This is a genomic window from Gordonia soli NBRC 108243, assembly GCF_000334455.1.
Taxonomy (GTDB): domain Bacteria; phylum Actinomycetota; class Actinomycetes; order Mycobacteriales; family Mycobacteriaceae; genus Gordonia; species Gordonia soli.
The window spans coordinates 25,309-45,138 of record NZ_BANX01000030.1; the positions used below are offsets into that span (position 1 = coordinate 25,309).

Below are 19,830 nucleotides of genomic sequence, written 5' to 3' on the forward strand. Positions count from 1 at the left end.
GCAGTCGGTTGGGTACCCGACAACCATGACTTCAGCACTGGCAATCGTCTGCACACTCAAGCCCACACCCGCGGAGTCGAGCAGTGAACTCATCGCTCGTCAGACTCTGGACGCGTTGTCGGAACACGGCGTGGGCGGAGAGATCGTCCGTGCGGTGGACCACGACATCCGTCCTAGTGTCGAACGCGACATGGGCGACGGCGACCAGTGGCCGGTCATCCTCGACAAGGTTCTCGCCGCTGACATCCTGCTGATCTCGACGCCGACGTGGCTGGGTCACCCGTCCAGCGTGACTCAGCGCGTCCTCGAACGTCTCGATGCAGAGATCTCCGAGACGGACGATGCAGGAAGGCCGTCGTCGCTCGGGAAGGTGGGCATGGTGGCTGTGGTGGGCAACGAGGATGGCGCACACAAGATCATCGCCGATGTGTTCGGCGGTCTCACCGACATCGGCTTCACCATCCCCGCGCAAGGGTCGACGTACTGAATGACGAGGCGATGGGCGGACGCGACTACCTCGACCTGGAGACCGTCCCCTCCGCGGTGGCAACCACCACGGCGAACGCTGCACGTAATGCCGCTCATCTGGCCGGACTGCTGCGCGCCTCCGGATACCCCGCGTACTCCTGATCGATCGGCATCCGAGGTGCCCATGACACCGTCGCACCGCCCATGAGGGTGGCGGTGCGACGGCTTCGCCGTGACCACGTCAACCGGGCAACGTCTCGCCGCCGATCGGCGCCAGCACCTCGCCCGAGTAATACGACGACAGCTCGTCCGCGGCGAAGAAGACGTATGAGGGAGCGATCTCATCTGGCTGCGCAGCTCGGCCGAACGGCACCTGCGCACCGAAGTCGGCGACTTTGTCCGGCGGCATGGTTGCCGGGATCAGCGGTGTCCACACGGGGCCCGGCGCCACACAGTTGACCCGGATCCGACGCTCCAGCAACGATTGTGCGAGCGAGTAGGTCAGCGCGGTGACCGCACCTTTCGTCGCCGAATAATCGATCAGCTGCTTGTTGCCGCGCAACCCGTTGATCGATCCCGTGTTGACGATCGCTCCTCCGCCGGTGAGATGCGGCACCGCCGCGCGCGTGGTGTGGAAGAAGCTGTCGATGTTGACGTCGAATGTGCGTCGCCATTGCTCTGGGGTGAGCTCGAGGAAGTCGTCGACGGGATTCTGGAACGCGATGTTGTTCACGAGTACGTCGAGATCACCCAGATCGGTGACGGTGCGCCGCACGATCCCCGCGGCGTGCTCGGAATCGGCGAGATCGCCCGCGTAGGCGGCTGCGCGGCGGCCGGTCGCCTCGACGAGTGCCACTGTGTGCCGTGCGTCGTCGGACTCCTCGAGATACGCGATCGCGACGTCGGCCCCTTCTTTGGCAAACGCCACCGCCACTGCCCGACCGATTCCTGAGTCACCACCGGTTATCAGAGCAGTCTTGCCTGCCAACAGTTCTCGCCCGCGGTATTCGCGCATCTCGTCCTGGGGTCGATCTGTCATGTCACCGGTCTCACCGGGATACGCGAGGTCGTCGGGCGGATGTTGGTTGGAATCACTCATCGTCGACGACTACCCGCGACCCGAGGCCCGGAAACGCCGGAGCACGTGCGGTGCACCGGGGCCAATTTTGCGAAACCGAAAGCAGTTGCTTCACAGCTGCTTTCACCGTGCCCATCGGCGAGGTTTCGGTCCGGGCGGTACCGGGCACGCTCTCATCGAACACATGGTCCGCGCCTGATGGTTCCGACCGTGCTCGACGGTCGGCGTCTCGGCCACGAATGGAGGAAGACGATGCGAGCAGTGACGTGGCAGGGCAAGCGTGACGTACGGATCGAAGATGTGCCCGACCCGCGCATCGAACACTCGACAGACGCAGTCATCAAGGTGACGTCGACGAACATCTGCGGGTCAGACCTCCACCTGTACGAAGTTCTCGGTCCGTTCATGACCGCGGGCGACATCCTGGGGCACGAGCCGATGGGGATCGTCGAGGAGGTCGGCAGTGACGTCGCCGGTCTGTCGGTCGGTGACCGCGTGGTCATCCCATTCCAGATCTCGTGCGGATCGTGCTACATGTGCGATCAGACGTTGTACACGCAGTGCGAGACGACGCAGGTGCGGAGTCAGGGCATGGGCGCGGCACTGTTCGGCTATTCCAAGCTCTACGGGTCTGTCCCAGGTGGGCAGGCAGAGTATCTGCGTGTGCCCCAGGCCCAGTTCACGCACATCACGGTGCCCGAAGGGGCACCGGACTCGCGATACGTCTATCTGTCGGACGTGCTTCCGACGGCCTGGCAGGCCGTCCAATACGCCGACATACCGACCGGCGGCTCGGTGACCGTGCTCGGTCTCGGGCCGATCGGTGACATGGCGGCCCGGATCGCGAGTCATCTGGGTCATGAGGTCATCGGTGTGGACCCGGTGCCCGAGCGACGTGCGCGCCTGGAAGCCCGTGGTATCCCGACGATCGATCTGGAGTCCGTGGACGACATCGGCGAGGTCATCCGGGCCCGCACCGGAGGTCGCGGCACCGACGCGGTGATCGACGCAGTCGGCATGGAAGCGCATGGGTCGCCGGTGAACAAGATCATGCAGCAGGTCGTCGGTCTACTCCCGGACGCTGTGGCCGAACCCGTGATGCAGCAGGCCGGGGTGGATCGACTCGCCGCGTTCTACTCCGCCATCGACATCGTCCGCCGCGGCGGGACCATCTCGCTCAGCGGTGTGTACGGCGGCACCGCCGACCCCCTGCCGATGCTCACCATGTTCGACAAGCAGATCCGACTCCACATGGGGCAGGCGAATGTGAAGAAATGGGTCCCCGACATCCTTCCGCTGCTCGACGACGACGATCCGCTGGGCGTCGATTCGTTTGCCACGCATGAGCTGCCGCTCGATGACGCCCCTGGCGCCTACGAGATGTTCCAGGAGAAGCGCGACGGCGCGGTCAAGATCATGCTCAAGCCCTGAGCCACACCGACGGTCCCACGAGATCCCGACTTCTGCAGGAGGACTTGCGATGCCGAGCGTCACCTATACGACCACAGCGTCTCCGGCCAAGGTCTGGTCGATTCTGTCGAACGGCTGGCTCTACTCTTCCTGGGTGGTCGGGGCGTCGCGCATCCGGTCGGTCGATGAGACCTGGCCGCAAGCCGGCTCCCGCATCCATCATTCGGTGGGCACCTGGCCGCTGCTCCTCGACGACATCACCGTGTCTCGGGAGTCATCTGCGGGATCACTCATCCTCACCGCGCACGCTTCCCCGGTCGGCAAGGCCCGTATCGAACTCACCATCGAGAAGCACGAACACGGCGCGCAGGTGACGATGGCCGAACATGCCGAAAGTCTCTGGATGCGGTGGATTCCCGACAGCGCCCAGCACGTCGCGATGGCTCCGCGGTTGCGGGAATGCCTGCGCCGGCTGACGCTGCTCGCCGAGAACGGCGCGCACTAGGGCTGTCCATCGGCATCCTGGAGTCATCGACGCGCGTTTCGCCGTGCGGATGGTCGGGTAGCCGACGCGTATGGCTTTCACAACTCCCGGATTGTCCGGTTCCGATGCAACGACCGTGATCGATGCTCTGCAGGAGCGATTGAGCGCGTTGAACGACCTTCACTTGACCCTCAAGCACATCCATTGGAATGTGGTGGGTCCCAACTTCATCGGCGTGCACGAGATGATCGATCCCCAGGTCGAACTCGTCCGCGGGTACGCCGACACGCTGGCCGAACGTATTGCGACCCTGGGCGGCTCGCCGAGCGGTACGGCCAAGGCCATCGAGCATGATCGTTCGTGGGATGACTACTCGATCGGCCGCGACACGGTCCAGGCGCATCTCGCCGCCCTCGATCTGGTCTACGACGGTTTCGTGGTGTCCCACCGCAATGCGATCGAGACGACCGGCAAGGTCGACCCGGTGACCGAGGACATCCTGATCGGCCAGACCGCTGAATTGGAGAAGTTCCAGTGGTTCGTCCGGGCGCACCTCGAGAGTTCGACTGGTGATCTCGGACATGGCGGTTCGACAACCGAGAAGGGTGCGGCTGACGCCGTTCGTTGAGTATCGCGGGCCGGGATCGGGCAACCGATCCCGGCCCGAACCGCTCTATTTGCGCGCGTGCTGAGCGTCCGCGTGCACGGAACCGTCACCTGCGGAATCGTCTTCCGTCGGCGTGACCTCGTCGCGCAGCTGCGCGAGAGTGCGTGACAGCAAGCGCGACACGTGCATCTGAGAGATGCCGATCTCGGCGGCGATCTCACTCTGCGACATCGACTTGAAGAACCGCAATTCCAGGATTCTCCGCTCGCGCTCGGGCAGACGCTCCAGAGCCGGACGCAAGGTCACGTACTCCTCGACCTGCCCGATGCGCTCGTCGTCCTCGCCGAGGGTGTCGCGTACCGACCTACCGGCGCCCTCTGCGTCCGACTCGGCGTCGATGGACATGGCGTTGTACGCGGACCGGGCCATCAGCCCTTCGATCACTTCGTCGACCGGCATGTCGAGATGCGCCGCCAACTCCGACGGACGGGGCGATCGGCCGAGGCGTTGGACGAGTTCGTCGCTGGCCTTGCTGATGCTCAGCGAGGTCTCCTTGGCGCGACGCGGAACGCGCATCGACCACGTGCTGTCGCGGAAATGGCGGCGGACCTCGCCCATCACGGTGGGGACCGCAAATGAGAGGAAGTCGGGTCCACGGTCGACGTCGAAACGGTCGATGGCGTTGACCACCCCGATCCGCGCCACCTGAACCAGGTCGTCGAACGGCTCTCCCCGGCCCGCGAATCGACGGGCGACGTGATCGGCCAACGGCAGACAGCGTTCGACGAGATCGTCGCGCCGCCGAGCTCGGCGGTCCGCGTCTTGTTCAGATCGGATCTCGGCGAGTGTTCCGACCACGTCGGCGTAGTCGTCGTCGCCGCGGCGTGCGCTCACCAGAGGCTCGTCACGGATCCGGCGCGATGACCCGCGCGAACTCGCGGATGCACTCTGTGGGTGATCCTGCGGTGCGGTGTCGGCACGTACGAACTTTCCTTCCACAACCGGTGACATCTTTTCGAACGTCCATGGATACCCGAAGCCGTCACTGAACAAACCCTCGTACGTCCCCTCGCCTGCAAACCTTGTAGTCACTGCGCCACAGCCGTACGGTGACAGTAGCGGTTCAGTGAAAAGCTGCATTCGAGCAGACCGGCGAGGCACGCTGAGCGCCTCGCGTACTCGAGACCTTTCGAGCGAAACGAGCATCTTTCATGAGCCTCAACGCTTCGACTTCACACACCCCGTTCTCGACGACCACCGCGACCGCCGGTGTCCCTCGGCCGACAGAACCTCGGCCGTTCACCACTTCCTTTTGTGTCCAACGCTTCTCGGGCGACATCGACATGCAGACCGCAGCCGACTTCGCGCTGGCACTCGATCGCGTCCTGGGTACCTCGCCCGAAGGCGTGGTCCTCGACCTGTCCCAGGTCGGTTTCTTCGGCTCCTCGGGGCTCTCGTTGCTGGCGACCTTCGCTGCCGACGCCGGGCGCCACGGGATCCCGGTGGGCGTCGTCGGTCCCCGCACCGTGACTCGTCCCATCGAGGCATGTCATCTCCACACCGATCTGGACATCTTCGAGACCGTCGACCAGGCCGGATCTGCTCTCGCCGATCGCCTGGCCGGCTGAACGAAACACCGTCGCAGACGAACAACAAGATCGAACTGCCAGGCCGTAGAGAATCCCGGGGCCTGGCAGTCGTCCTATGACGGGCCGTTCGACAGGTGTCAGCGCCGAAGCTTGGCGAATCTGATGGTGGCCTGTCGGCGGTCACCAGCATCGATGTAGGTGACCGATTGCGCGTCGGTGACCGCTTCCACCACGCGCCAACCGAATCCCGCGGTGCTGATGTCCACACCAGCATGCAGATGCCCGTTGATCTGGCCGAGCACGCCGCGCGGACCGACCGTGAGCGTCAGTTCCAGACGCGAATCGTCGTCCGATGCGGCGATGAGCTGTGAGCAGATCTCGTCCACGCCGAGTTTGACGTCGGCGACATCGTCGATCAGCCAGTCGTCGATGAACAGAGCACGCTCGACGACTGTTCGGACTATCGCCAACTGGTCCGCGGTTGCTGCAACCGAGAGTCCGACGGGCGGGCGCGCGTCCACGGATACATCCGCGATCATGTCGAGCTCGTCGGTCACTGCGCCGTTGTCCTCCATCGTTCACCCCTATCCGGCTCCTCTGCTGGGCCGAAATGTCGATCTACCTGTCCGGATGCACAGCGCACCCCGGTCATGGACACATTCGTACCCCACCGGTTTCACGCCAAAACATCCGGCGCGGCAATCCCTGTGCGCAGCGGGGGCCAGGCGTCACCGACTCTCCCGATACGAGGTCAGCGGAGGTCGACGACCGCCGGCGAGGAGTCGTCACCGTACAAGGCGACGATCTCGGTCGCGTACTTGGTCGAGATCGGTGCGCGGCGGAGCTTCATCGTCGGCGTCAACTCATCCCCGCCCGGGTCCCACGCGGTGGGCACGATGGTGAAACGCTTGATCTGCTCGACGCGTGAGAGGGTCTGGTTACCCGTCCGGATGGCGGTGCTCACCTCGTCCACCACCTCCTGGCGCGACGACAACTGCACGATGTCGGCGTCGGGGATGTTCAGGGCCTTGGCTCGAGCGGCCGCCGCATCGGGGTCGAGCACGACCAACGCGGAGACATACGGCCGACCGTCACCGATCGCCACCGCCTGACCGATCAGCGAGGACGCGGCCTTCATCGCGTTCTCGATGTTGGTCGGCGACATGTTCTTACCCGCCTCGCTGATGATCAGTTCCTTCTTGCGGTCGACGATGGTCACGTTCCCGGCATCGTCGATCGTCGCGATGTCTCCGGTGGCCAGCCACCCGTCGGCATCGATGGTCTCGGCGGTCTTGTCGGGCTGCTTGCGGTACCCCTTCATCACGACAGGCCCACGGATCAGCAGCTCACCGTCGTCGGCGAGCTTCGTCTCGACGCCGGCCACCGGCTTGCCGACGGTCCCGATCTTGAGGTTCTCGGCCGTGGTCATGGTCGACACCCCGGTGGTCTCCGACATCCCCCAGACCTCCAGCACCGGGATGCCGAGGCCGAGGAAGAAGGTGAGCACCTCCGGGGGGATCGCAGCTGCTCCGGACCCAGCAAAGGTCAACTGGTCCATGCCGATCGCGGCGCGGACCTTGTGCAGCACCAGCTTGTCGGCGAGTCCGTGCTGCACGCCGCCGAGTGGACCGGTCCCGCGGCCCTCGAGGTGCGCCGCCGCCGAGCGTGCCCCGGCGTCGAGTGCCCACGCGGCCAGGTTCTTCTTGATCGGGCTCGACTCCTCACTCATCTTCGCCTCGATCCCCGCACGGATCTTCTGCCACACCCGCGGAACGCCGAAGAAGAACGTCGGTCGCACCTCCGGTAGCGCCGCCGCGATCTCGCGCGGGTCCGGCACCGTCGTCACCTGCACACCGCGCACCATGTTGGCTGCGTGGGACGACACGCGGTCGGCGATGTGTGCAGCAGGCAGATACGAGACGATCCGATCGTCGAATCCGACGTCGACGTGCTCGGCGAGCGCTGCGAGTTGGGCGATGATGTTGCGGTGCGTGATCTCCACGCCCTTCGGCGGTCCGGTCGTGCCGGACGTGTAGATCAGGGTGGCGAGATCGTCGGGCTCCACGGCGCGCCAAGATGCCTCGAAGTCGAATCCGTCGGGCGCGGAGGTCTTCTCTAGTTCGGCGAGGGTGGTGGCACCGCTGGCGGCCCCGTCGACGACGATCGTCGTCTCGACCGCGGAATCGGCAGCGCGCACCGCGGGCAGGAAGACCTGCTCGGTGACGACGACCCGGTTCTCGGCGTTGCCGAACAGGTACTCGATCTGCTGGGGCGAACTGGTGTTGTAGATCGAGAACGGCACCGCACCGAGGTGCAGCACCGCCGTGTCCACGAGGTGGAACTCCGGCCGGTTGGTGAGCATGATGCCGACGGTGTCGCCCCGCCCGACCCCGATACCTGCCAGGCCGCGCGCGATGGCCTCCACCCGTCGGGCATACTCCGCCCAGGTGATCTGCTGGATGCCACCGACGGTCCGCAGGGCGACCGCCGTGGGTCGCACCCGGACAGTCTCCTGGAACCCCTCCGGCAGGGTGCTGACCTGCACCCCGGTTTCGTGCGGGAACGTGATCGATGCAGCGCCGGACATGGGTAACCCCTCACCTGTGAACCTGTGGTGGGAATCACACTATGCGAGCCGCCGGGCTGTCTCGATAGGTTCCGAGAAGTTGGTAATCGGAAAGTAAAACTTGCCGCTCACAGCACCCGGTACGGACGATCAGCCGCCTGCGGTGCTGGGCACCGGCCGCAACTCCCAGGTCCCGCCGCCGGTCAGTTCCAGGACCTCGGTGTGGTGCTGGTCGGTGCTGCTGCGATGGCTGATGGAGACGACGATGGTGGTCGGCAGTTCGGATCGGATCAGCGTGTACAGCGAGAACTCCAATCCCTCGTCGACCGCCGACGTCGCCTCGTCCATGAAGACCACCTCGGGCTTGGTCAGCAGCACGCGGGCGAACGCCACCCGCTGCTGCTCGCCGGGAGACAGCACCTTGGACCAGTCCTGCTCCTCGTCCAGCCGCGACGTCAGGTGCGGGAGGAAGACCTTCTCCAGCACCGAGCGGATCGACTCGTCGCCGACGTCGTCGGGCAGCGCCGGGTAGGCGACCGCGGTACGCAGATCGCCGAGCGGGATGTACGGGATCTGCGACAGGAAGAGGGTGCGATCCCCTGCCGGTCGGCTGAACTCACCGTCGACGAACGGCCACAGACCGGCCAGGCCGCGCAACAACGTTGTCTTGCCCGAACCCGAGCGCCCCTTGACGACCAATGCGTCGCCGGGGGCGAGTGTCAGCGACAGGTCGCGGATCAACTCGTCGCCGTCGGGCGTGGTGATGTCGACGTCGGCCAGACGGACGGCGCGGTCGACGTCGACGGTCGTGATCTTCTTGAGCGACCTCGACGACTCGTCGGCGGACTGCAGGCCGTCGAGTCGAATGATGGAAGCGCGGAAATTGGTGAAGTCGGCGTACGACTCACGGAAGAACGACAATGCGTCGGCCATGTTGATGAAGGCGTCGGAGGTCTGGGTCATGTCGCCCAAGGTGATCCGACCGTCGAAGAAGCGGGGGGCCTGGACGACGTACGGCAGCACCCGGACCGTCTGGCTGATGATGAAGTTCCAACCGCTGAAGGCGATGCTCACGTAGATGATCCGCCAATAGTTGGCGACGACGGCGGAGAAGCGTGACATGAGGCCGGCGTGCTCGACGCGCTCGCCACCGTAGAAGGCGACATTCTCGGCGCCGTCCCGAATTCGTACCAGCGAGTACCGGAAGTTCGCCGTGAGGCGCTCGCGCCAGAAGTTCAATCGGATCAGTGGGCGACCGATCCAGAAAGCGATGACTGTCGCGACCAGAACGAACATCAGGACCAACCAGACCATCATCCGCGGGATCTCGACGCCCAAGAGGTCCACCGGACCGGACAGGTTCCACAAGATGATCGTGAACGACACGATCGTCGCCACCGCCGGGATGAGGCCGTTGGAGGTGGATCCGCCGGATCCGAAGAATAGTCCTCGGCCGGTGGACGCGATGTTCGTGATGTCGGCTTCGATGCGCTGATCAGGGTTGTCGATGCCGGGCTGGATGTCGGCATCCTTGCTGGTGTCACCCAGATCGACGAAGCGGTTGCGGTAGAAGGCGTTGTCCTGCATCCAGTCCGCGGTGGCGCCTGCGGTGAGCCACCATCGCATCTTGATCTCGAACGCAGCGCCCAGATACAGCTCGATGAGCGTGCGGATCACGTGGATGGTGGCGAGGATGCCGAACACGGCCATGGAGTGCCAGAACGCCGACTTGCCGGCATCGAGCATGGCCTGACCGCCATCTCCTGCCGAGACTCCCTGGGCGATCGTCTGCATCGCGGTGAACAGATCGTTGCCGAAGTAGGAGAACAGCACGGTGATCCGGACGCCGAACAAGCCCAGCACGATCAGCACGATCACATAGGTCCACGCACGGACGCGCGTCTCGCGCTCGGTGAAGAAGCCACCCACCAGGTTCCAGAACGGCCGCCCCCATCGGCTGTATCGAGCCAACAACCAGCCGAGGACCGCGATGCTCACGACCGTGATCGCGAAGGCGATCGCCAGCCATCGGAGCGAGTTCCAGACCTCGTTTCCCCAATCGATGCTGTACTCCACCGACACCTCCCCCTAGTACGTCCGGCCGACACGAATCGAGGAAGTCTAACCCGCGCCCCGCACGGTCACCGGGCAACGGTCGACCACGGCGACGGGAGATCGAAAAGCGTGCGGGCAGAAGGTCAGCGCACCGGACGCAGCACGGCGCCGGAGGTCAGCGCAGCGCGCCCCACAGTTTGTTGGAAGACGTCACCGACGCGCACGAGGTACGTGTCGCCACCGGCGCTGACACCGTCGATCGCGAACGGCAGGGCGCACCCGTGATCACCGCGAACCAGTGCGCGGGTCTCGGTACGCCCGAGTTCGTCGCCGGTCTCGCCGTAGACGCGTACCGCATCACCGAGCCGGATGATGCCGCCGGCGGTCGGCGCGCTCGCGGTCGCGCAGTCGACGATGATCTCACCCTTCGCGGTGAACTGCGACGACAGCACCGACCCCGAGGTGACTGCGGCGACCGCGATGACGGCGAGGAGCACCGCGGCGATCGAGCTCACCACGATCACGAGTGTGCGGGTGCTGCGCTGCCACGTACGTAGCGGCAGCGGGCCGCCCGGCCGAGGCCAGTATTCGGGTGGCGTCTGTGGTGCGTACTGCGGATGCGGGCATTGCTGACCCGAGTACTGCCCGCCGACGGTTGATGCATCCGGGGTCGCCGGCCCGGGGGCCGACGGGGTGACGGACGGCGTCCCGTCGCCGTGGGCCGAAGGCGGTTGGCCGGTGGTCATGCGAACAGTCTGCCAAAGGCCATCCGAGGTACCGCGTCAGCTCTTCGGCGGGAAGTACTTGATCAACGCTTCCTGCACGACCGAGGTGGCCAGGGTGCCGTCCCGGGTGAAGAACCGTCCCGAGCCGATGCCGCGCGATCCGGCGGCCACCGGTGACTCCGTCGCGTAGAGCATCCATTCGTCGAACCGGAACTCACGGTGGAACCACATCGAGTGATTCACCGTCGCCGCGAAGAGCCGGTCGATCCCCCAGGAGAGCCCGTGGGTGGTGATGACCGAGTCGAGCACCGTGGTGTCCGATGCGTAGCAGAGCGCCGCGACATGCAGGATCGGGTCGTCTGGGATGCGGCCGTCGGCGCGCATCCACACCCGGTTGTCGACCAACTTCTCCCCCGCCTCGCGTGCCTTCCAGGTGGGGTCGTTGGCGAAGCGGATGTCGATGGGGTGCAACGCGTTGACGAAGGTGGCGATCCGGTCCTCGAACCCTTTGAAGTGCTCGCCCAACGGGGGCAGTTCCTCGGGGTAAGGCACCTGCGGCACCTGAACGGCGTGTTCCAGTCCGGCGGTGTTGTCCTGGAACGCCACCAGCATCGTGAAGATCTCGGAGTCATCCTGGACCGCGGTCACCTGCCGGTTGGCGAACGACTTGCCGTCTCGGAATCGGGCGACCCGGTACTCCATCGGCTTGTTCACGTCGCCGCCGCGGATGAAGTGTGCGTGCACGGCGTGAATCGGTGGGGTGCCGCGCGTCAACGTCCGCGCGGCAGCCACCACTCCTTGGCCGAGCAACTGCCCACCGAAGGTCCGAGCCGTCTTCTGCTCGGGGTGCTGACCGACGAAGACGTCGTCGGACACCCGCTCGACGTCGAGCAAGGCGAGCAACTGGGCGAGATCCTCGGAATGTTCAGAGACCATGGGAGGACACCCTAATGCCCGCCCCGCGGAGTCCGATCAGTGATCCTGCTCGCCGATGCGGTGCACGTGGATCAGGTTGGTCGAGCCGACCGTCGCGGGCGGTGCGCCGGCGACGATCACCACGACATCACCGTCCTTGAGTCGCCCGATCTCCAACAGTTGGTTGTCGACCTGGTCGATCATCGCGTCGGTATCGGCGACGTGGTCGACGATGAAGGTCTCCGTGCCCCAGCTCAGCGCGAGCTGGCTGCGAACCTCCTGCAGCGGCGTGAAGGCCAGCAACGGCAGACGCGAGTGCAGGCGGGCCAGTCGGCGGACGGTGTCGCCGGACTGGGTGAAGGCGACCAGCGCCTTGACCTCCAACCGCTCACCGATGTCGCGGGCAGCATAGGAGATTATGCCGCGCTTGGTACGCGGAACGTGGCTCAGCGGCGGCACATCCCGGCTGCCCGACTCGACGGCCCGAGCGATGCGGTCCATGGTGCTGACGGCTTCGAGCGGGAACTTGCCGACCGAGGTCTCGCCGGACAGCATCACGGCGTCGGCGCCGTCGAGGACGGCGTTGGCGACATCGGAGGCCTCGGCCCGGGTGGGCCGCGAGTTCTCGATCATCGACTCGAGCATCTGGGTCGCGACGATCACCGGCTTGGCGTTCTCGCGCGCCATCTGGATCGCCTTTTTCTGGACCAGCGGCACCTCCTCGAGCGGGAGCTCGACACCGAGGTCTCCGCGCGCGACCATGATCGCGTCGAAGGCCAGGACGATCGCCTCGAGGTTGTCGATCGCCTCGGGCTTCTCCAGCTTCGCGATCACCGGGACGCGACGACCGACGCGATCCATCACCTCATGGACGAGCTCGATGTCGGCGGGGCTGCGAACGAACGACAGCGCGATCAGGTCGACGCCGAGCCGCAACGCGAATTCGAGGTCGGCGATGTCCTTCTCGGAGAGCGCCGGAACGGACACGTTCATCCCCGGCAGGGAGAGGCCCTTGTTGTTGCTGACCGGTCCGCCCTCGGTGACCAGGCAGACGACGTCGGTGCCGTCGACCTCGGTGACCGTCAGGCCGACCTTGCCGTCGTCGACGAGCAGCCGATCGCCGGGTGCGGCATCGCGCGCGAGGTTCTTGTAGGTGGTCGAGACGCGGTCGTGGTCGCCGACGAGTTCGTCGACGGTGATCCGTACCGTCTCACCGTTTGCCCATTCGACCCGGCCCGAGCCCCCGAACCGACCGAGCCGGATCTTCGGCCCCTGCAGATCGGCGAGGATGCCGACGGCCTTCCCGGACTTGTCGGTGGCCTTGCGGACCCGCGCGTACATCTCCGCATGGTCGTCGTGGGTGCCGTGGCTGAAGTTCAGACGAGCCACGTCCATCCCACTCGCCACGAGCTCTTCGACTCGCTCGTCGGTGCCGGTCGCGGGACCGAGCGTGCAGACTATCTTGGTTCGCCTCGTCACTGTGGAGAGCTTAGTCGGCTCGTCATCCGCACTCCACGGGCGGAGGTACTTGTCATCGTCTCGCCACATGGAGTTTCGGCAGGTGATCAGCCCGTCCGTCATGGTCGTGAACACAATGCACTCGACCCGCAGTCGGGCGGGTCGGCGCGGCGCGTCCCGACGGTGTCGTGCTCATCGGACGCTGAGTGGCAAGGTCGCCGGCCGCACCGGCGACGGAAGATCCGACGACCCCATCAGGAACTCGTCGACCGACCGCGCGGTGGACCGTCCCTCCGCGATCGCCCACACCACCAGCGACGCACCCCGGTGCGCGTCACCGCACACGAACACGCCCGGCGCATCGGTCTGCCAGTCGCTGCCGCACGAGAGCGCTCCGCGCCCGTTCGGCTCCAGCTCGAGGCCGGCCAAGAGCGGTCCGCGTTCGACCCCTTCGAAGCCGATCGCGAACAGCGCCAGATCGCACCGGATCTCGAACTCGTCGCCGATCGGGGTCACCACCCGACGACCGTCGGCCTCGCGACGCACCTCGACCTCGGCCAGCACCAGCGTCCGCACGTGGCCGGCATCGTCGCCGACGAACCGCTGCACTGCGACCTCGAAGCGACGCTCGCCGCCCTCGGCGTGCGCCGATGACGTCCGCATCACCAGTGGCCAGGTCGGCCACGGCGACCGGGTGTCGTCCCGGTCGGAGGGCAGCGCCGGGTTGTAGTCCAGCTGGACGACCGACGCGGCGCCTTGCCGATGTGCGGTGCCCAGGCAGTCGGCCCCGGTGTCGCCGCCGCCGATGATCACCACGTGCTTGCCCGCGGCGGTGATCGCCGACGGTCCGTCGCCCTCGCATTCGCGGTTCGCCGGCACCAGGTGCTCCATCGCCAGGTGCACGCCGTCGAGCTCCCGGCCGGGCACCAGATTGTCCCGGGCCACCAGTGCGCCGACCGCCAGCACCACCGCGTCGTGACGCGACCGCAGCTCCTCGACCGTCAGGTCGGTGCCGACGTCACAGCCGACCACGAACTCGGTCCCCTCGGCGCGCATCTGCGACACCCGCCGGTCGATGTCGGACTTCTGGAGCTTGTATTCCGGGATGCCGTACCGGAGCAGACCACCGATCCGGTCGTCGCGCTCGTAGACGGTCACGACGTGACCGGCGCGGGTGAGTTGCTGAGCGGCCGCCAGACCCGCGGGCCCCGACCCGACCACCGCCACCGACCGTCCCGACCTCGACGCGGGCGCCTCGGGGTGGATGAACCCCTCCGCCCACGATTGCTCCGCGATGGTCTTCTCGATGCGTTTGATCGTGACGCTGCCGCCGGTCGTTGCCTCCGAGATCGAGAGGACGCACGCCGCCTCGCACGGCGCCGGACACACCATCCCGGTGAATTCGGGGAAGTTGTTGGTGGCATGGAGGCGACTGCTCGCCGCATCCCACCGACCGCGACGGACCAGGTCGTTCCACTCGGGTATCAGGTTGCCCAGTGGGCAGCCCGCGGTGCCGGAGTGGCAGAACGGGATACCGCAGTCCATGCAACGGCGCCCCTGCTCGGCCACTTCGTCGAGGGTCCGCAACGCGTCCTCATGGGCGTAGACGTCCGCCCAGTCGTGGATGCGTTCGTCGGCCGGCCGGTAAGCCGCCTCGTGCTTGCCGACTTCCAGAAAACCGCGCGGATCAGCCACGTGCCGCCTCCATGATCGCTGAGTCGACGTCGCGCCCCTCGGCCTGCGCCATGCGCGCGGCGTCGAGCACCCGTCGGTAGTCGGTGGGCATGACCTTGGTGAAGCCGAGGCAGCGCCGCGGCCAGTCGGCGAGCATCGACGCACCGATGGTCGATCCGGTCACCTCGGTGTGACGGGTGATCGTCTCGTGCAGCCAATCGAGATCGTCGGGGTCGGGTTGCAACAGCTCGACCATCGCCGGGTTCACCGAGCCTGGGTCGAGGTCGTACACATATGCGATGCCACCCGACATCCCCGCGGCAAGGTTCCGGCCGGTCGGTCCGAGGATGACCACCCGGCCGCCGGTCATGTACTCGCAGGCGTGATCGCCGACTCCTTCGACAACGGCGATCGCGCCCGAGTTACGCACCGAGAAACGCTCGCCCACCCGACCGCGGAGGAAGACCTGCCCCGATGTCGCGCCGTACAGGATGGTGTTGCCCGCGATCACCTGGTCCTCGGCGATGAACGGTGCGGCCGGGTCGGGCGCGACCACGACCGTGCCCCCGCAGAGTCCCTTGCCGACGTAGTCGTTGGCGTCGCCACGCAGACGGATGGTGACGCCGGGCGGCAGGAAGGCCCCGAGCGACTGACCGGCGGAGCCGGTCAACTCCACCGTGATGGTGTCGGGTGCCAGCCCCTGCGCGCCGTACCGACGCGTGACCTCGGCTCCGAGCAGGGTGCCGACAGTGCGATTGACATTGCGCACCGGCAGTTCGAGGGTCACCGGGTGAGCGTCTTCCAACGCACCTTCGGCCAACTGGATGAGAGTCTGATCGAGGGCGCGATCGAGACCGTGGTCCTGTCCGCGGACCCGACGAGGTTCGCCGCCCCCCGCCACGCCACGGAAGATCGGCGTGAGGTCGAGTCCCTTGCTCTTCCAGTGCGCCACGCCCTCGGCCGTGTGCAGACGCTGCGACTGCCCAATCGCATCGTCGAGCGTGCGATACCCCAATTGCGCCAGATACTTCCGCACATCCTGTGCGACGAAACGGAAGAAGTTGACGACGTGCTCGGCCTGTCCGGTGAACCGTGCACGCAACTGCGGGTTCTGGGTCGCGACGCCGACCGGGCAGGTGTCGAGGTGACACACCCGCATCATGATGCAGCCGGCCACGATCAGTGGCGCCGTGGAGAAGCCGTACTCCTCGGCACCGAGCAGCGCCGCGACGACGACGTCACGGCCGGTGCGCAGCGCGCCGTCGCACTGCACCGTGATCCGATCACGCAAACCGTTGAGCATCAGCGTCTGCTGGGCATCGGCGAGACCGATCTCCCACGGCGTCCCGGCGTGTTTGAGTGAGGTCAGCGGTGATGCGCCGGTGCCCCCGTCGTGACCGGAGATCAGCACCACGTCCGCATGCGCCTTCGACACCCCGGTGGCCACCGTCCCCACCCCCACGGCGCTGACCAGCTTCACGTGGATGCGGGCGTCGGCGTTCGCGTTCTTGAGGTCGTGGATGAGCTGGGCGAGATCCTCGATCGAGTAGATGTCGTGGTGTGGTGGCGGTGAGATCAGCGCGACCCCGGGCGTCGAGTGCCGCGTCTTGGCGATCCACGGATAGACCTTGTATGCCGGCAACTGGCCGCCCTCACCGGGTTTCGCGCCCTGCGCCATCTTGATCTGGATGTCGGTGGCGTTGATCAGATAGTCGCTGGTGACGCCGAACCGGCCCGAGGCCACCTGTTTGACGGCGCTGCGGCGTTCCGGGTCGTACAGCCGGTCGACATCCTCGCCGCCCTCTCCGGAGTTGGACCGACCACCGATCCGGTTCATCGCGATCGCGATCGTCTCGTGTGCCTCGGCGGAGATCGAGCCGTAGCTCATCGCGCCGGTGTTGAAGCGGGTCATGATCGACTCGACCGACTCGACCTCGTCCAGCGGCACCGGTTGCCTGCTCTCGGTGTCGAACCCGAACAGGCCACGCAGCGTCCCGCCCTCGCGCGACAATCGGTTCACCTCGTCGGAATAGCGCTCGAAGACCTCGTCCTGCCCGGTCTTTGTCGCGTGCTGTAACAGGAACACCGTCTCCGGGGTGAACAGATGCAACTCCCCCTCACGTCGGTACTGGTACTCACCGCCGACCTCGAGGCGCCGATAGACCTGTTCGGTCGGGTTCTCCGGGAACGCTCGGTGATGGCGGATGCGGACCTCCTCGGCGAGCTCGTCGAGGCCGGCTCCTTCGATCCGGGAGACCGTGCGGGTGAAGTACTCTCGTACCACCTCGGACGACAGGCCGACCGCCTCGAACGCCTGGGCGCCGGTGTAGGAACTGATGGTCGAGATACCCATCTTGCTCATGACCTTGAGCACGCCCTTGCCCAACGCTTCGAGATAGTTGCGGACCGCTTTCGATCGCGGCACACCGGTCAGTTCTCCCTCGGCGATCAGGTCCTCGATCGACTCCAGCGCGAGATACGGGTTGACCGCCGCGGCACCGAAGCCGATGAGCGTCGCGATGTGGTGGACCTCGCGGGCGTCACCCGACTCGACGACCAGCGCGACCGTGGTGCGTTGTTTGGTCCGCACCAGGTGGTGGTGCACCGCGGAGGTCGCGAGCAGCGACGGGATCGGAGCATGCTCGCGGTCGGTGTGGCGATCGGAGATGACCAGTGTCCGGTGACCGTCGGCGATCGCCTGGACGGCGCGAGCGCGGAGGTCGGCCAGTCCCCGCTCGAGCCCCTCGCCACCGTCGGCCACCTCGTACAGCCCGTGCAGCACCTTGGCCGACAGTCCCGGGTTGTCCCCGTCGTCGTCGATGTGGACGAGCTTGGCGAGATCCTCGTTGTCGATGACGGGCCAGTGCAACTGGATCTGTCGACACGATGCGGCACCGGGTGCGAGCAGGTTCTGCTCCGGTCCCATCACGCGCGCCATCGATGTGACGATCTCCTCGCGGATGGCGTCCAACGGCGGATTGGTGACTTGGGCGAACAATTCGACGAAGTAGTCGTAGAGCAGTCGTGAACGCTGCGACAACACGGCTACCGGGGTGTCGGTGCCCATCGACCCGAGTGGTTCGTACCCGGACGCGGCCATCGGGGTGAGGAGCACCCGCAGGTCTTCTTCGGTGTAGCCGAACGAGACCTGCCGCCGCACCACCGTGTCGTGGTTCGGGCGATAGACCGGGCGCGCGGGCAGCGTCGCGATGTCGAGGAGACCCGCGTGCAGCCACTCCTCGTAGGGCTCCGCGGTCATGAGCTCGCCCTTGACCTCGTCGTCGGGGACGATGCGGCCCTGGGCGGTGTCGATGAGGAACATGTGCCCCGGCTCGAGCCGCCCCTTGGCGATCACCTCCTCGACGGGGACGTCCAGGACGCCGGCCTCGGAGGCGAGGATGACCCGGCCGTCGGCGGTCTGCCACCACCGGCCCGGACGGAGACCGTTGCGGTCGAGGACGGCGCCGACCACCGTCCCGTCGGTGAACGTGACACAGGCCGGCCCGTCCCACGCCTCCATCAGCGAGGCGTTGAACTGCAGGAAGGCCCGACGCCTGGGATCCATCACCGGGACGTTCTCCCAGGCCTCGGGGACCATCATCATCACCGCGTGCGCCACATCTCGTCCGCCCAGGTGCAGCAGTTCGAGCACCTCGTCGAGGGATGCCGAGTCGGATGCTGCCGGTGTGCAGATCGGGAACGCGCGGGTGAGGTCACCCGGGATGAGGTCGGTCGCCAGCAGGGCCTCGCGGGCGCGCATCCGATTCCGGTTGCCGCGCACGGTGTTGATCTCGCCGTTGTGGGCGATGAACCGGAACGGATGCGCCAGCGGCCACGACGGGAAGGTGTTGGTGGAGAACCGGGAATGCACGATCGCGATGGCGCTCGTGCACCGCTCGTCGCGGAGGTCGTCGTAGTACAGCGGCAGCTGCATCGTGGTGAGCATGCCCTTGTAGACGATGGTTCGGCTGCTCAACGACGGGAAGTACAGGCCGGTCCCTGCCTCCTCGATCTCGGGCGTGACCCGCTCGGCCTGTTTACGGAACGGGTAGATCGCCCGATCGAGCGCCAATCCCCCGATACGTTCATCGCCGACCGCCGGGTCGACACCGACGAACAGTTGGCTCATGAACGGCATGCAGTCGCGGGCGGTGTCGCCGACGTCCGCACGGTCGGCGTCCACCGGCAGGTCGCGCCAGCCGAACACGGTGATGCCCTCGGCGGCGGCCAGAGCTGTCACGCGGTCGATGGCGACCTGACGGGCGACGGGCTCCGCGGGCAGGAAGCAGATCCCGGCGGCGTAGGTGTTGGCGCCGTCGGCATCGGGTTCGGGAAGGTCGAAACCGACCGCCGCACGGAACAACTCGTCCGGGACCTGGAGCAAGATGCCGGCGCCATCACCGCTGTTGGGCTCGGCTCCGGCCGCGCCGCGATGTTCGAGGTTCTCCAGCGCCAGCAGCCCGTCGGCGACGATTCCGTGCGAACGGCGACCGTGGACGTCGGCGACCATCGCGACACCACAGGAATCCGATTCGGCGTCGGGGTCGTACAGACCCTGCCGTTCGGGAAGACGAGAGAACAACATCGCTACCTCCACATCCGACCCGTCGTCGGGGCCGCGAGCTGATGTCCTCAGGACAGCACTGGCCCGTGGAGAGTCATGGTGTCGGAACATCGCGAACGAAGGCAGGAGGGGCTGACCTGCACACCGTGACGCCCCCACTGTATCCGAAGCCCGGGCCGATGCTCGGTTCTCCCGGATGGCGGCGCGCAGCGAGCGAGGTGGCCGACCGATCGCGCC

General features: G+C 66.4%; 14 protein-coding genes and 1 pseudogene. 5 read left to right on the top strand and 10 right to left on the bottom strand.

Translation table 11 applies throughout. From position 1 onward, the window contains the following. Positions 1–25: 25 nt before the first annotated feature. Positions 26–630: pseudogene (locus tag GS4_RS18865) on the top strand (flavodoxin family protein). A gap of 79 nt (positions 631–709) precedes the next feature. Here GS4_RS18865 and GS4_RS18870 read toward each other — a convergent pair. Then, the gene (locus GS4_RS18870; RefSeq protein ID WP_007623525.1) at positions 710–1,567 is read right to left on the bottom strand and encodes an SDR family oxidoreductase; all 858 of its coding nucleotides are present in this window, start codon (positions 1,565–1,567) and stop codon (positions 710–712) included. Between the two features lie 231 nt (positions 1,568–1,798). On the opposite strand from GS4_RS18870, the gene GS4_RS18875 reads away from it, so the two are divergent. From GS4_RS18875 to GS4_RS18885, 3 genes are all read left to right on the top strand, one after another. Beyond that, entirely contained in the window at positions 1,799–2,977 is a 1,179-nt protein-coding gene (locus tag GS4_RS18875; RefSeq protein WP_007623527.1) for an alcohol dehydrogenase catalytic domain-containing protein, read from the top strand. Positions 2,978–3,026: 49 nt separating this feature from the next. Beyond that, on the top strand, positions 3,027–3,461 hold the full coding sequence (locus GS4_RS18880) for an SRPBCC family protein (protein WP_007623530.1): 435 nt from the start codon (positions 3,027–3,029) through the stop codon (positions 3,459–3,461). 70 nt (positions 3,462–3,531) lie between these two features. Further along, positions 3,532–4,068: a Dps family protein gene (locus GS4_RS18885; protein ID WP_007623532.1), complete on the top strand. Its 537-nt coding sequence runs from the start codon at positions 3,532–3,534 to the stop codon at positions 4,066–4,068. A gap of 45 nt (positions 4,069–4,113) precedes the next feature. Here GS4_RS18885 and GS4_RS18890 read toward each other — a convergent pair whose 3' ends face one another. After that, entirely contained in the window at positions 4,114–4,944 is an 831-nt protein-coding gene (locus GS4_RS18890) for a SigB/SigF/SigG family RNA polymerase sigma factor (protein WP_040511090.1), read from the bottom strand. Positions 4,945–5,258: 314 nt separating this feature from the next. Here GS4_RS18890 and GS4_RS24925 point away from each other — a divergent pair, with 314 nt between their 5' ends. Continuing rightward, entirely contained in the window at positions 5,259–5,675 is a 417-nt protein-coding gene (locus GS4_RS24925) for an STAS domain-containing protein (protein WP_007623540.1), read from the top strand. 98 nt (positions 5,676–5,773) lie between these two features. Here the strand turns inward: GS4_RS24925 and GS4_RS18900 are convergent, their stop codons facing one another. The 8 genes from GS4_RS18900 to gltB form a co-directional block, all read right to left on the bottom strand. Beyond that, positions 5,774–6,193 (bottom strand): anti-sigma factor, encoded by a 420-nt coding sequence (locus GS4_RS18900; RefSeq protein WP_157226692.1) that lies wholly within the window; start codon positions 6,191–6,193, stop codon positions 5,774–5,776. A gap of 194 nt (positions 6,194–6,387) precedes the next feature. Continuing rightward, on the bottom strand, positions 6,388–8,223 hold the full coding sequence (locus tag GS4_RS18905) for an AMP-dependent synthetase/ligase (protein ID WP_007623542.1): 1,836 nt from the start codon (positions 8,221–8,223) through the stop codon (positions 6,388–6,390). Between the two features lie 129 nt (positions 8,224–8,352). Beyond that, entirely contained in the window at positions 8,353–10,278 is a 1,926-nt protein-coding gene (locus tag GS4_RS18910; RefSeq protein ID WP_007623543.1) for an ABC transporter ATP-binding protein/permease, read from the bottom strand. Between the two features lie 122 nt (positions 10,279–10,400). After that, on the bottom strand, positions 10,401–11,003 hold the full coding sequence (locus tag GS4_RS25670) for a hypothetical protein (protein ID WP_007623544.1): 603 nt from the start codon (positions 11,001–11,003) through the stop codon (positions 10,401–10,403). A 36-nt stretch (positions 11,004–11,039) separates the two neighbouring features. Continuing rightward, positions 11,040–11,918 (bottom strand): acyl-CoA thioesterase, encoded by an 879-nt coding sequence (locus tag GS4_RS18920; protein ID WP_007623545.1) that lies wholly within the window; start codon positions 11,916–11,918, stop codon positions 11,040–11,042. Between the two features lie 36 nt (positions 11,919–11,954). Next, positions 11,955–13,376, bottom strand: a complete 1,422-nt coding sequence (pyk, locus tag GS4_RS18925) for a pyruvate kinase (RefSeq protein ID WP_007623547.1) — start codon at positions 13,374–13,376, stop codon at positions 11,955–11,957. Between the two features lie 171 nt (positions 13,377–13,547). Further along, complete coding sequence (locus GS4_RS18930; protein ID WP_007623549.1) at positions 13,548–15,050, bottom strand: glutamate synthase subunit beta; 1,503 nt, start codon at positions 15,048–15,050, stop codon at positions 13,548–13,550. Next, the gene (gene gltB / locus GS4_RS18935; RefSeq protein WP_007623550.1) at positions 15,043–19,614 is read right to left on the bottom strand and encodes a glutamate synthase large subunit; all 4,572 of its coding nucleotides are present in this window, start codon (positions 19,612–19,614) and stop codon (positions 15,043–15,045) included. The genes GS4_RS18930 and gltB overlap by 8 nt, the downstream gene beginning before the upstream one ends. Between the last annotated feature and the right edge of the window lie 216 nt (positions 19,615–19,830).